Below are 13,864 nucleotides of genomic sequence, written 5' to 3'. Positions count from 1 at the left end.
AGCTACCAGAAGGATCGGGGACGGTCGAGCCGGGAGCATTGGGATGGTGGAAGGATCCGCAACAACCCGCACCTCCCGCCTGATCCGCCAGCATCGGGGGCGGGCTGATGCCCTGATCGAGGTGCTGCATCAGGTGCAGGAGATGCATGGCTACCTGCCGCGTTCGGCGCTGGATCAGGTGGCGCAGGAGTTGCACTTGCCCCACGCCACCGTGATGGGGGTTGCCAGTTTCTATCACCTGTTCCGTCTGAAGGCCCCCACGGCCCATCGCTGCGCCATCTGCCTCGGAACCGCCTGTTTCGTCAAAGGCGGGGCGGAGTTGGCCAGCCTCCTGGAACGCCGTCTGGGTGTGCGTCTGGATGATCCGGCCGGCAATGGCGAGTGGGCGCTGGAACACGTCAGTTGTCTCGGAGCTTGCGGCCAGGCGCCGGTGCTGGTGGTGGATGGTGCGCTGGAGCCGAAGCTGCCGCTGGATGATCCTGCAGGCCTGGATCAGCGCCTGCAGCAGCTCGGTCTGGGAGAAGCGCCATGACGGCCACTCAGTTGCGTTGTTGCAGTGCCAGTGGCTGTCGCTCGGCAGGTGCCGCTGCCGTTCAGCAGGCCTTGCTTCAGGCCCGCGATCAGCTCGGTGGCACTGCGGAAGCTGTCGAGATCAAATCGGTGGGCTGCCTGCGTCTGTGCGGGCGTGGTCCGCTGGTGGCCCTTGATCCGATAGACGATCGCCCCTCCGCCGTGTATGCCGGTCTACGCCCGGAGCAGGCCGCGGATCTGCTGCGTCTGGCCGCGGATCTCCCGCACCAGGAGGGTTCGTCCTTGCGGGGGCAACGCCTCGATCTCGACCATCCCTTCTTTGCGTTGCAGCAGTCGGTGGTGCTGGCCTCCTGTGGTCGCATCGATCCGGAATCGATCGACGATGCCGTGGCCCACGGTGCCTACAGCCAGCTGCAGCGCGTGTTGACGGAGATGACGCCTGCGGAGGTGCGGGAGGAGGTGAAGCGCAGCGGTCTGCGCGGTCGGGGTGGAGCCGGTTACCCCACCGGTCTGAAGTGGGACACGGTGGCCCTGCAACCGCCCGGCCCGCGGGCCCTGGTGTGCAACGCCGATGAGGGTGATCCCGGCGCCTTCATGGACCGCAGCGTGCTCGAGAGTGACCCCCATCGCCTGATCGAGGGCATGGCGATCGCCGCCTACGCCGTTGGCGCTGATCACGGCTTCATCTACGTGCGTGCTGAATACCCGCTGGCGATTGATCGCCTCCGCCTGGCCCTGCGTCAGGCCCGCAGCCAGCACTGGCTGGGGCCTGCGATCGCCGGCAGCGGCTTTCGCTTGCAGCTCGAGGTGCGAGTCGGCGCCGGTGCCTATGTCTGCGGTGAGGAGACCGCTTTGATGGCCTCCATCGAAGGACGGCGCGGCACGCCGCGCCCCCGGCCTCCGTTCCCGGCCCAGTCCGGTCTGGCCGGCGCGCCAACGCTGATCAACAACGTGGAGACCTTCGCGGCCGTGCCGACGATCCTGCGCGAAGGCGGCGACTGGTTCGCTGCGATCGGCACTGAGGGCAGCAAGGGAACCAAGGTGTTTGCCCTTTCCGGGGCTGTGGAGCGCACCGGTCTGGTGGAAGTGCCGATGGGCACGAGTCTGCGCACCGTGGTTCAGACCATGGGAGGTGGCGTTCCAGGCGCCGATGGACCCAACGGGGGCGTCAAGGCTGTGCAGACCGGCGGCCCCTCGGGGGGGTGCATCCCTGCCCATCTGCTCGATACGCCGGTCGACTACGAAAGCCTCAGGGCCCTGGGGTCGATGATGGGGTCCGGGGGCATGGTGGTGATGGGTGAAACCACCTCGATGCCAGAGGTGGCACGCCATTTCATGCGGTTCAGCTGCAACGAGAGTTGCGGCAAATGCATTCCCTGTCGCGCCGGCACGGTGCAGTTGGCCGCTTTGCTCGATCGCTTCGTCGAACGTCGCGCCGACCTCGCCGATCTGGCACGACTGGAAGAGCTCTGCGGGATGGTGCAGGCGATGAGCCTCTGCGGTCTCGGTCAGGCCGCCCCGAATCCGGTGCTCAGCACGCTGCGCTACTTCCGTCAGGAGTATCAGGCCGCCTGCCGCCAGCCCTCCCAGTGCCTGGATACTCCTGAGCTAGGCCGATGAGCGTTCTCACCCTGAGCGTTGATGGCGTCGAGGTGGCGGTGCCAGCCGGTGCCACGTTGCTGGAGGCGATCCGCTCCGCTGGCAGTCGCGTGCCCACGCTCTGCCATCTGGATGGCCTGACGCCTGTGGGTGCCTGCCGCCTGTGCCTGGTGGAGCAGGTCGATAGCCAACGCCTACTGCCCGCCTGCGCCACCGAAGCCGTGGAGGGCCTGGCGATTCTCACCGCCACGCCACGCCTGCAGACCTACCGCCGGATGGCAGTGGAGCTGTTCTTTGCAGAAGGCAACCACGTGTGTGCCTTCTGCGTCGCCAATGGCGCCTGTGAACTTCAGGATGTGGCCAGCGAGGTGGGCATGGATCACTCCCGCTTTCCCTACCGCTACCCCGATCGTTGCGTCGACAGCTCCCACTCCCAGTTCAGCATCGACCATCACCGTTGCATTCTCTGCACCCGCTGCGTGCGCGTCTGCGACGAGATCGAAGGCGCCCACGTGTGGGATGTGGCCGACCGAGGCGAACAGTGCCGCATCATCGCCGGACTCGATCAGCCCTGGGGCGAGGTCAGCGCCTGCACCTCCTGCGGCAAGTGCGTGGATGTGTGCCCCACCGGCGCCATCGTCCGCAAGGACGACACGACGGCGGAAAAACATCCCCACCGTGAGCGCCCGCTGCTGTTGCGACAGGCCCGCGAGCAGCATCGCTGGCATCCCACCGGAGACCCCCTGTCATGACCACCAGCCCGCCCACGGATCGTTGCCGTCTCGCCACCGTCTGGTTAGCGGGATGCAGCGGGTGCCACATGTCTTTCCTCGATCTCGACGAGTGGTTGTTTGAGCTCGCCGCTCTGGCCGACGTCGTCTACTCGCCGGTCGCCAACGACCGCAAGGACTTCCCCGAGCAGGTGGATGTCTGCCTGGTGGAAGGAGCGGTGGCCAACACCGACAACCTGGAGCTGGCCCTGAAGCTACGAGCCCGCAGCCGCTGCGTGGTGTCGTTCGGCGATTGCGCCGTGACCGGGAATGTGCCCGCCCTGCGCAATCTCTGGCAGGAGCGGCAGGAGGGTGGAAGCCGTGCCGCTGTGTTGCAGCGGGGCTATCTGGAACTGGCGGATGCGACCGGAATGCTCCCAAAAGCGCCTGGAATCGTGCCGGAGCTGCTGGAGCGGGTGCTGCCATTGCATGAGGTGATTGCCGTGGACGTGTGGCTGCCGGGTTGCCCACCGTCGGCGACGCGCATCCGGGAGGCGATCGCTCCGTTGTTGCAAGGCGATGGGTCGCCATCGGTGGTCCAGGACCGGGCCGAGCCCATCCCGCCCCAGCCACCCCGTTTCGGATGATGCGCACGATCACGATCGACCCGGTGACCCGGATTGAGGGTCACGCCAAGATCACCCTCCATCTCGATGACGAGGGCCAGCTCGCCGATGCCCGCTTTCACGTCGTGGAATACCGGGGCTTCGAGACCTTCTGCGAAGGCCGCCCCTTCACGGAGATGGCGGGCATCACCGCCCGAATCTGCGGCATCTGTCCGGTCAGTCATCTGCTTGCCGCCGCCAAGACCGGCGACAAGCTGCTGGCGGTGCAGCCCCCGCCGGCAGCTCGGAAACTGCGGCGCTTGCTGAACCTGGCGCAGATCTGCCAGAGCCACGCGCTTTCGTTTTTTCACCTGAGCAGCCCTGATTTCCTGCTCGGCTGGGAGAGCGACCCCGATCGCCGCAATGTGTTCGGTCTGATGGCCGCCGATCCCGACCTGGCCCGTGCGGGGATCCGTTTGCGTCAGTTCGGACAGCAGGTGCTGGAGCTGCTCGGTGGGCGCAAGATTCACAGCGCCTGGGCCGTACCCGGTGGAGTGCGCAGTGCGCTGTCGCCGGAGGCGCGCGACTGGATCCTGGCCAACCTGCCGGAGGCAAAGCAGACGGTGCGCCTGGCTCTTGATCTGCTCAATCGTCTGCTGGATGGACCGCTGGAGCGGGAGCAGCGCAGCTTCGGCGACTTCCCCTCCCTGTTCATGGCTCTGGTTGCAGACGACGGCGGCTGGGAGTGCATCGAGGGACGGCTTCGCTTCATCGACAGTGACGGCACGGTGGTGGCCGATGGCGTGCGGGAAGAGGACTACGCCGCCGTGGTGGGCGAAGCGGTGGAGAGCTGGAGTTATCTGAAATTCCCCTATTACCGGCCCCTGGGTTATCCCCAGGGCCTCTATCGGGTGGGCCCCCTGGCCCGCCTGAACGTCTGCGAGCGGATCGGCACCCCCTGGGCCGATCGCGAACTGGAGGCGTTCCGCTCCCGTAACGGCACCGCCGCCAGTGGCGGTCGGATCGTCACCTCATCGTTCGCGTATCACCAGGCGCGTCTGGTGGAGATCGTGGCCTGTCTGGAGGGGATGGAACAGCTGGTCGCCGATGACAGCCTGCTGTCGGGGCGGATCCGGGCCCGGGCCCAGCTCAACGCCAATGAAGCGATCGGCGTCAGTGAAGCGCCCCGGGGCACCCTGTTCCACCACTACCGCGTGGACGACAACGGTCTGATCACCGCCGTGAATCTGATCATCGCCACGGGCCAGAACAATCTGGCCATGAACCGCACCGTGGCCCAGATCGCCCGGGAGTTCATCCCTCAGCCCGTTCCCGCGGACGCCACGATTCCCGAGGCGTTGCTGAACCGGGTGGAGGCCGGCATCCGTTGCTACGACCCCTGCCTCAGTTGCAGTACCCATGCCGCTGGGCAGATGCCGCTGCATCTGCAAGTGCTGGATCACCGGGGCACCGTGTTGGCGGAGCGAGCGCGGTAGGGGGATGTCGATGGATGCTTGATGCAGCGATGGCCACCGGGGTGGCCCGGAACCTTCTGATCGGTATCGGCAATCCGCTGCGGGGCGATGACGGGGTGGGGCGGCTGTTGGCGGAGGAATGGGAGGCTGTTGTGGATGACAAGGCTGTTGATGCTGCCCTCAGGGTGCGCAGCGTCCACCAATTGACGCCGGAACTTGTGGCCGATCTGGCCGGCGTGGATCGGGTGCTGTTCATCGATGCCTGGCTGTCGCCTGCGGCGCCCGCGGCACCGGTGTTGCAGCGTCTGCTCGTATCGGTGTCTCGCCCTGTGGCCTGCGGCGAGTCGGTCTTGAACAGCCATCACCTGACGGCTGCGCAGCTTCTGGCCCTGGCGCGATCGCTGTGGCATGCCGAACCGGAAGCGGCGATGCTCCGGATCCCCGCCACAGAGATCGCCCATGGCACCCGGTTGTCGGCGGCGATGGAGTTGCAGTTGCCGGCAGCGCGCCGGCTCGTGCGGCAATGGCTGGAGGCAACAGCGTTGTGCATGAGTTGAGCCTGATGGAGGCGGTGCGACGGCAGGCGCTGGAGGCGCTGGATCGCCATGGCGGCGAGCGCATCGTTGCGATCACGCTGCGCATCGGTGCCCTGGCTGGCGTTGAGCCCGACTGTCTCGCCATGGCCTTTGAGGTGGTGATGGCGGAGAGCCTCGCCGCCGGCGCCCGGCTTCAGATCGAGTCGGTGCCGGCGGAGGGGCGCTGTCGTTCGTGTGGCCAGGTGTTTGCGGTGCGAGCCGGTCTGTTGGTCTGTCCCGTTTGCGGCGGTCCCGCCTCATTGGAGCGAGGACGGGAGTTGCAGTTGGTCTCACTCGACGTCACGTGAGGCTCGCCATTGGCCACGGTCAAGTCGCGCTGTGCTGTCTAACCTGAGACCATTGCGATGCAGTCATGTGCACTGATTGCGGCTGCAGTCTCACCTCCCTGCAGGCTCCCCAGCATCAGCATCAACACCAGCGGATGCTGCATCTGCACACCGCATTGCTCGCCCAGAACGACGCTGGTGCTGCGTTGCTGCGCCAACGCTTCGAGCAGGCCGGCGTTCATGTGGTGAACCTGCTGTCGTCGCCGGGATCGGGCAAGACCAGCCTGCTTGAAGCCCTGGCCAGCCGTTGCGATCCCGCGGCCATGGCGGTCATCGTCGGCGATCTCGCCACCGACCACGATGCCCGTCGCCTGCAACGCTCCGGTGTGCAGGCGATTCAGATCACCACAGGACAGGCCTGTCATCTGGAGGCCGCGATGCTCGGCGCTGCTGTGGATGCGCTTCCCCTGCCGGAGCTCCAGCTGCTGGTGATTGAAAACGTGGGCAATCTGGTCTGCCCCACCGCCTACGACCTGGGCGAGACCCAGCGCATCGTTCTTCTGTCGGTTACCGAGGGTGAGGACAAGCCCTTGAAATACCCAGCCACCTTTTACAGCGCCAATCTGGTGGTGATCAGCAAAAGCGATCTGGCGGCAGCGGTGGGATTCAACCGGTCGCTCGCCCTGCAGCACATCGCCCAGGTGGCTCCGGATGCGACGGTGCTCGAGGTGTCAGCCAGAACTGGCGCCGGCATGGATGCCCTGATGCAGCAGCTGCGGTTGGGAGCGCTGCAGCCCCGTTGAGCACGGCGGAGTCCCGGGTGCGCCTGCGGCTGCTCTGCCGCGGCCTGGTGCAGGGGGTGGGGTTTCGCCCCCAGGTGCATCAGTTGGCTCGGGAGCTTGATCTCACCGGTCGACTGGACAACCAGGCTGGAGCGGTGTGCCTGGATCTGCATGGGTCGCGTCGGCAGCTGCAGCGTCTGCTGGAGCTGCTGCCCCAGCGCCTGCGGCCTCCTGCCCGTCTCGATGGCCTGGATCCAGTCTGGTTGCCGCCGTCGCCAGCGCCACCACGGCAGTTGAGCATCGCCGCCAGCGCTCCACTGCCACTCGGTCAGGGCCTGATCGCTCCGGCCCTGGTGCCGGATCTTGCCCCCTGTGCCGACTGCCTGGCGGAACTGGCTGATCCCGCTGATCGCCGCCATCGCTATCCCTTCATCAGTTGCAGTCGCTGTGGTCCCCGCTACTCGATCGCTGTGGCGGAGCCCTTTGCCAGGGCCCACACGACGATGGGTTGTTTTCCCCTCTGCGAGGCCTGCCGGCACGAGTTCGAAACCCCAGGACAGCGGCGCTTCCATGCCGAAACGATCAGTTGTCCAGCCTGTGGACCGAGGCTGCAGCTGGTGGACGCCGCTGGTGAGGATCTCTGTGCTGCTGGTCGGCATGGCTCCGGGCAGGAGCCGTTGGCTGCAGCGATCGCGATCCTGCAGCAGGGGAAGATCCTGGCACTGCAGGGGGTGGGCGGTTTTCAGCTGCTGGTGGAGGCCGGCAACGCTGCGGCCGTCCGGCGGCTCCGCTTGCGTAAGCATCGGCCCCACAAGCCGTTCGCCCTGCTGGTGGATCGCATCGATCGGCTTGACGATCAGGTGCATTGCCATGCAGAGGAGCGTCGGGAGCTCAGCGGCCCTGCGGCGCCGATCGTGTTGCTCAAACGGCGACGGATCCCTCCGTCGATGGAGGCCGACGGCGCCGATCCGGTGGCGCCAGGCAGCCCCTGGCTGGGGGTGATGCTGCCGGCTTCTCCCCTGCATCATCTGTTGGCCCAGGCCATTGCCGCCCCGCTGGTGGCCACCAGTGGCAACCGCAGTGGTGAACCCCAGTGCCGCGATCCCGACGAAGCCCGCGAACGGCTCGGCAACCTTGCTGATGCCTTTCTGATTCACGACCGACCGATCGCCCGGCGGTTGGATGATTCCCTGCTGCGGCTGGTGGATGGACGACCGATGCTGCTGCGCCGTGCCCGGGGTTACGCGCCGGCCCCCCTGGATCTTCCTGTCGGCCTCGCGCCGGATCAGTGTCTGCTCGCGCTGGGCGGCGATCTCAAGTCGGCGCCCGTGCTGGCCCATCGGGGAGCGGTCTGGCCGGCGCCCTTCCGCGGTGATCTGGCCGACGCCGACCAACAGAGCGATCTGCAGCAGGGCCTGAAGGAGATCACAACACGTTGCGCCGGCGATCTGGAGGCGGTGGTCTGCGATGCCCATCCCGGCTATGTGAGTGCGCAGTTGGCTGTAGAACTCAGCGAGCGCCAGCACTTGCCGCTCTACCGGGTGGAGCACCATCCCGCCCACGCCCTGGCGGTGGTGGCGGAGCATGGTCTGGCCGGTCCGGTGTTGGCATGGGCCGCCGATGGCTTGGGCTACAGCGCCACACCACCCCATGGCCGCGGCTGCGAGTTGTTCCTGATGGAGGGCAACGCTCCACCGCAACGGCTGTTCAGCCTGCGCTCTTTTCCCCTCCCCGGCTCCGAGCTGGCTGTGCGCGATGCACGCCGCTGCGCCCTCGGGCTTCTTTCTGAAGCCCAGCAGTCGGCGCATCCAGGCGCTTCCGCGTTACGGCAGCGCTTTGCTCCAGCCGATCTCAAGCTGATCGAGCAGGCTCTGGATCGAAGTGTGCAGTCGCCGCTCTGCAGTTCCCTCGGCCGTCTGTTTGATGGTCTTGCCGCCCTGGTGGCGGCAGTGGAGCTCCAGAGCCATGAAGGGGAAGCGGCCATGCGGCTGGAGGCGCTGGCCCACCGCCACGGCGATGCGGATGATGGCATCGAAGCGCCGCTGGCACTGGCTCCCTTGCGCTGGGATCAGGCGGCTGGTTGGCTCGACTGGCAGCCGCTGCTGGATGGAGTGCTCGCTGTGCTTGCCGCTGACCCGGGTGGGAGAGGGGATACGCCTGCCGCCCTGGCGGCCGCTTGCCATGAGGCCATCGCGGTGGGGCTGGCCGCCACGCTCGTGACCACGGCACGGCGTCACCGCTGCCGCCAGGTGGCCCTGAGTGGGGGCTGTTTTCAGAACAGGTGGTTGTTGCAGCGCTGCATCACCCTGTTGCGGGCGGCCTCCCTGGAGGTGTTCTGGCCGGAACAGCTCCCCTGCAACGATGGAGGCCTGGCCCTGGGGCAGCTCTGGGCCGCTCGCCAGAGCATGGCTATACCGAGAACAGGCGAGATCCATGCGCCATGTGCCTGGCCACCCCCGGAGTGATCCGCACGATTGAGGAGACGGCGGACCCCCTGTTCCGGATGGCCGAGGTCGACTTCGGTGGCGTGCATCAACAGGTGAGCCTGGCCTGCCTGCCCGAGGCGATGGTGGGCGATCGGGTGCTGGTGCATGTGGGGATCGCCCTCAGTCTTGTGACGGAGCACGCGCCATGACGGAGATGATCACCGTCGACGGCAATGAGGCCGTTGCCCGCGTGGCCTATCGCCTCAATGAGGTGATCGCCATCTACCCGATCACGCCGGCGTCGCCGATGGGGGAGTGGGCCGATGCCTGGGCAGCAGCGGATCGCCCCAACCTCTGGGGCTCGGTGCCGTCGGTGGTGGAGCTGCAGAGCGAGGCGGGTGCGGCCGGCACGGTGCATGGCGCCCTCCAGGCCGGAACCCTCACCACCACCTTCACGGCCAGCCAGGGATTGCTGTTGATGATCCCCAACCTCTACAAACTCGCCGGTGAGCTGACACCGGTGGTGCTGCATGTGGCCGCCCGTTCACTCGCAGCGCAGGGGTTGTCGATCTTTGGTGACCACAGTGATGTGATGGCCACACGCGGCAGTGGCTGTGCCATCCTCACCTCGGCGTCTGTGCAGGAAGCCGCTGATTTCGCCGCCATCGCCAGCCGCGCCAGCCTGTGCAGTCGGTTGCCGTTCCTGCACTGTTTCGACGGTTTTCGCACCTCCCACGAAATCCAGAAGGTGGCTGCGATTCCTGATGCGGTGCTCCAGCAGCTGATCCCTCAGGCTGCGATCGCTGCGCATCGCGCCCGGGCCCTGAGTCCCGATCACCCCGTGGTGCGTGGCACTGCTCAGAACCCCGATGTCTATTTCCAGGCGCGGGAGACCGTGAATCCCTTCATTGAGGCCGCACCAGGTCTGGTGCAGGAGGCGATGGACGCGTTCGCGGCGCTCACCGGTCGCCGTTACAGACCCTTCGACTACTGCGGCGCCGTCGATGCTGAACGGGTGCTGGTGCTGATGGGATCCGGCTGCGAAACCGCTGAAGAGAGCCTGGAGCCCCTGTTGGCCGCGGGCGAGCGGGTGGGGCTGTTGAAGGTGCGACTGTTCCGCCCCTTCAGTGCCCGACTTCTGGTGGAGAGCCTGCCCGCCACCACCCGGGCGATCGCCGTGCTCGATCGCTGCAAGGATCCCGGTGCCAGCGGCGAACCGCTCTATCTCGACGTGGTGACGGCCTTGAGTGAGCAGTGGCCGGGGGCTGCACCACCCCGGGTGCTGGGCGGGCGCTATGGCCTGTCGTCGAAGGAGTTCACCCCGGCGATGGTGCATGCCGTGGATCGCCATCTGCAGGCGCTGCTCGCCGGGGAGCCGGCCCGCAACCATTTCACCGTGGGAATCGAAGACGATGTGGGCCACACGTCTCTGCCGGTGGATGCCTCGATCGTCACCGAGGGGTCGCGGGATGATGGCGAAGTGCGGGCGGTGTTTTATGGCCTCGGCTCCGATGGCACCGTCGGAGCCAACAAGGCCGCCATCAAAATCATCGGCGAAAGCACTGATCTCTTCGCCCAGGGCTATTTCGTTTACGACTCGAAGAAATCGGGAGCCGTCACCGTCTCCCATCTGCGCTTCGGGCCGCGGCCGATTCGCTCCACTTATCTGATTCAGCGCCCCACGTTCGTGGCCTGTCATCAGTGGGATTTCATCGGTCGTTTTGATCTGCTGGCCGGCATCCAGCCCGGCGGCACCGTGCTGATCAACAGTCCCTATTCACCGGAGGAGACCTGGAGTCACCTGCCTGGGGCGATGCGCCGCACCATCCGCGAGCGCCATCTGCAGCTCTGGGTGGTGGATGCGAGTCGTGTGGCCCGAGCCAGCGGCATGGGGTCGCGGATCAACACCGTGATGCAGGCCGGGTTCTTTGCCATCAGTGGGGTGTTGCCGCGGGAGCAGGCGATCGAGCGCATTCGTCAGTCGATCGCCAAGACCTATGGCCGCAAGGGTGAGGCCGTGGTGGCGATGAATCTGCGCGCCCTGGACGCCAGCCTGGATCAGCTCCATGCCGTGCCCTGGCCACACCTGGTGGATCCGCTGGAAACCCAAGCAGGGCCGGAGACCTCTGGAGCAGCAGGGGAGGATCGACTGCAGCAGGCGCCGGTGTTTGTGCGCGACGTCATCGCACCGATGCTGGCGCGCTGTGGTGATGCGCTGCCGGTGAGCGCTCTTCCCTGTGATGGCACCTGGCCGGTGGGCACCAGCCAATGGGAGAAGCGCAACATCGCTGAGTCGGTTCCGGTGTGGGAAAGCGACCTCTGCGTGCAGTGCGGCAAATGCGTGATGGTCTGCCCCCATGCGGTGATCCGCGCCAAGGTGGCTCCTGGGCCCGCCTTCGCTGAGGCCCCGGAGGGGTTTCGCACCGCCCCCGCTCGCGATCCAGCCTTCCAGGGCCAGACGTTCACGATCCAGGTGGCGGCCGAAGACTGCACCGGCTGTGCCCTGTGCGTCAACGTCTGTCCGGCGCGGGATCGCAGTGAGCCCAAGCGCAAGGCGATCAACATGGCACCGCAGCGACCGCTGCGGGAGCAGGCACGCGCCGACTGGGACTTCTTTCTGCATCTCCCCGAGGTGCCGCGCGCCGACCTCAACCTGCACAAGATCGGCCAGCAGCAGCTGCAGGAACCCCTGTTCGAATTTTCCGGTGCCTGCGCCGGTTGCGGTGAGACCCCTTACCTGAAGCTCGCCACCCAGCTGTTCGGCGATCGCATGTTGGTGGCGAATGCCACCGGTTGCAGTTCGATCTACGGCGGCAACCTTCCCACCACGCCCTGGCGCGCCAATCGAGACGGACGCGGACCCGCCTGGAGCAATTCCCTGTTTGAAGACAACGCCGAATTCGGCTTCGGCATGCGGGTGGCGGTGGATCAGCAGCGGCAGATGGCTGAGGACCTGCTGCGCGCGCTGGATCCGCCACTCCCCCCTGCCCTGGTGGAGGACTTGATCGGTGCGGAGCAGGAGGAGGAGGCCGGGATTGTCGAGCAGCGGCAGCGGGTGGAGGAGCTGCGCCGACTGCTGGCGGGCCACCCCGATCGCCAGCGGGCCGAGGCCCTGCTCGGTTTGGCGGATGCCCTCGTGAAGCGCAGCATTTGGCTGGTGGGAGGCGACGGCTGGGCTTACGACATCGGCTTCGGCGGCGTGGATCACGTGCTCGCCAGCGGCCGCGACGTGAATGTGCTGGTGCTCGACACGGAGGTGTATTCGAACACTGGCGGTCAGGCCTCCAAGGCGACGCCGCTCGGTGCGGTCGCCAAATTCGCTGCGGCAGGAAAGCCAGCCGGCAAGAAGGATCTTGGCTTGATGGCGATGACTTACGGCAGTGTGTACGTGGCCAGCGTGGCGATGGGGGCCCGGGATGAACACACGATCCGCGCCTTTCTGGAGGCGGAGAGCTACCCGGGGCCGTCGTTGATCTTGGCCTATTCGCATTGCATCGCCCATGGCATCGACATGGCCGAAGGGATGGGCCATCAGAAGCTCGCAGTTGATTGCGGTCGCTGGCCCCTGTACCGCTACGACCCCCGGCGGCTGGCCCGCGGTGAAACGCCGCTTCAGCTCGACAGTGCCGGTCCCCGGCGCCCCCTGGCGGAGGCGATGGATCAGGAGAACCGCTTCCGGATGCTGCGCTTCAGCCAGCCGGAGCATGCCCGGGCCCTTGTGGAAGCGGCCCAGGCGGATCTCGATCGGCGCTGGGCGGTCTATCGCAATCTGGCGGCCAGCCATCAGGAGGGCGCGTCATGACCAGCCATCCGGATCTGCGATGCGATTGGCTCGGGCTGCCGTTGCGATCGCCCCTGATCGTGGGAGCGGCCATGCCCCTCAGCGACCATGTCGGCCCGATGCTGGAGCTCGAGCGTCATGGCGCTGCAGCGATTGTGCTGCATTCGTTGTTTGAGGAGCAGATCGAACAGGAACAGCTCGCGCTCCATGATCACGCCACCCTGGGCAGCGATAGCTACGGCGAGGCCCTCAGTTACCTCCCCGATTGTGCCGTGGTGCATGAGGGGGTGGATCTCTATCTGCGCCTGATCGAGCGGGCCCGGCAGCAACTGACGATCCCGGTGATTGCCAGTCTCAATGGCACCCATCCCGGCCGCTGGGTGGAGACGGCGCGCCGGATCGAGAGCGCCGGCGCCCAGGCGCTGGAGCTCAACATTCACAGCCTCCCCACCGACCCCCTGCTGAGCAGCGGTGAGATCGAGGCGGAGATTGAAGCGATCGTGCGTGGTGTGCGGGCGCAGGTGAGGCTTCCCCTGGCGGTGAAACTCGGCCCTTTCTTCACCAACTTCCGGGGGCTGGCCCATCGTCTTGCCGCAGCCGGCGCCGATGGTCTGGTGCTGTTCAATCGTTTTTATCAACCCGATATCGACATCGAGCGGCTGGAGCTGCAGGCCAATCCACTGCTCTCCACCCCTCACGATCTCCATCTGCCCCTGCGCTGGATCGCCTTGTTGCACGGCAGGGAACCGCTGCAGCTCGCCGCCAGCGGCGGGGTGCAGCGCGCCACCGATGTGGTGCGCCTATTAATGGCCGGAGCGAGTGGCACCCAGCTGGTGGCCAGCCTCTTGCGCCACGGTCCGGACCGGTTGCAGGCGATCGAGCTGGAACTCAGTCAGTGGTTGGAGGCGCACGACTACGGCGCGGTCGCCGATCTGATCGGCTGCATGAGTCAGCAGCGTTGCGCCACGCCCGCGGATTACGAACGGGCCCAGTACATCCGTGCCCTCAGTGGCCTGACGGGTTGGAGGTGAGCGGTTGATCCACGCCCATGCCCAAACGGCGCAGCTGGCTGACACCCTCGCTGCCCTGACCC

General features: G+C 66.6%; 12 protein-coding genes. All 12 read left to right on the top strand.

The window, feature by feature from the left end:
- Positions 1-43: 43 nt before the first annotated feature.
- Positions 44-532, top strand: a complete 489-nt coding sequence (locus tag SynWH8101_RS10330; RefSeq protein WP_130129698.1) for an NAD(P)H-dependent oxidoreductase subunit E — start codon at positions 44-46, stop codon at positions 530-532.
- On the top strand, positions 529-2,151 hold the full coding sequence (locus SynWH8101_RS10325; RefSeq protein WP_130129697.1) for a NuoF family protein: 1,623 nt from the start codon (positions 529-531) through the stop codon (positions 2,149-2,151). The genes SynWH8101_RS10330 and SynWH8101_RS10325 overlap by 4 nt, the downstream gene beginning before the upstream one ends.
- On the top strand, positions 2,148-2,882 hold the full coding sequence (hoxU, locus tag SynWH8101_RS10320) for a bidirectional hydrogenase complex protein HoxU (RefSeq protein ID WP_130129696.1): 735 nt from the start codon (positions 2,148-2,150) through the stop codon (positions 2,880-2,882). Before SynWH8101_RS10325 ends, hoxU begins: the two co-directional genes overlap by 4 nt.
- Positions 2,879-3,487 (top strand): oxidoreductase, encoded by a 609-nt coding sequence (locus SynWH8101_RS10315; protein WP_130129695.1) that lies wholly within the window; start codon positions 2,879-2,881, stop codon positions 3,485-3,487. The genes hoxU and SynWH8101_RS10315 overlap by 4 nt, the downstream gene beginning before the upstream one ends.
- On the top strand, positions 3,484-4,941 hold the full coding sequence (locus SynWH8101_RS10310; protein ID WP_130129694.1) for a Ni/Fe hydrogenase subunit alpha: 1,458 nt from the start codon (positions 3,484-3,486) through the stop codon (positions 4,939-4,941). The genes SynWH8101_RS10315 and SynWH8101_RS10310 overlap by 4 nt, the downstream gene beginning before the upstream one ends.
- 29 nt (positions 4,942-4,970) lie before the next feature.
- Complete coding sequence (locus SynWH8101_RS10305; RefSeq protein WP_165380979.1) at positions 4,971-5,477, top strand: hydrogenase maturation protease; 507 nt, start codon at positions 4,971-4,973, stop codon at positions 5,475-5,477.
- Positions 5,465-5,803: a hydrogenase maturation nickel metallochaperone HypA gene (hypA, locus tag SynWH8101_RS10300; RefSeq protein ID WP_130130480.1), complete on the top strand. Its 339-nt coding sequence runs from the start codon at positions 5,465-5,467 to the stop codon at positions 5,801-5,803. Before SynWH8101_RS10305 ends, hypA begins: the two co-directional genes overlap by 13 nt.
- A gap of 65 nt (positions 5,804-5,868) precedes the next feature.
- Positions 5,869-6,585 carry a hydrogenase nickel incorporation protein HypB gene (hypB, locus tag SynWH8101_RS10295; RefSeq protein ID WP_130129692.1) on the top strand — a complete coding sequence of 239 codons (717 nt, stop codon included), beginning with the start codon at positions 5,869-5,871 and terminating at the stop codon, positions 6,583-6,585.
- Positions 6,582-9,029, top strand: a complete 2,448-nt coding sequence (gene hypF / locus SynWH8101_RS10290) for a carbamoyltransferase HypF (protein ID WP_165380978.1) — start codon at positions 6,582-6,584, stop codon at positions 9,027-9,029. The genes hypB and hypF overlap by 4 nt, the downstream gene beginning before the upstream one ends.
- Entirely contained in the window at positions 9,005-9,199 is a 195-nt protein-coding gene (locus SynWH8101_RS10285) for a HypC/HybG/HupF family hydrogenase formation chaperone (RefSeq protein ID WP_130129690.1), read from the top strand. The genes hypF and SynWH8101_RS10285 overlap by 25 nt, the downstream gene beginning before the upstream one ends.
- On the top strand, positions 9,196-12,792 hold the full coding sequence (gene nifJ / locus SynWH8101_RS10280) for a pyruvate:ferredoxin (flavodoxin) oxidoreductase (protein ID WP_130129689.1): 3,597 nt from the start codon (positions 9,196-9,198) through the stop codon (positions 12,790-12,792). The genes SynWH8101_RS10285 and nifJ overlap by 4 nt, the downstream gene beginning before the upstream one ends.
- A complete protein-coding gene (locus tag SynWH8101_RS10275) occupies positions 12,789-13,802 on the top strand; it encodes a dihydroorotate dehydrogenase-like protein (protein WP_130129688.1) in 1,014 nt (337 codons plus the stop codon). The genes nifJ and SynWH8101_RS10275 overlap by 4 nt, the downstream gene beginning before the upstream one ends.
- Positions 13,803-13,864: the final 62 nt, after the last annotated feature.

Source organism: Synechococcus sp. WH 8101 (assembly GCF_004209775.1).
Lineage (GTDB): Bacteria > Cyanobacteriota > Cyanobacteriia > PCC-6307 > Cyanobiaceae > Synechococcus_C.
Note: the sequence above shows the minus strand (reverse complement) of the source record. Positions and strands in the feature narration are given on the sequence as shown.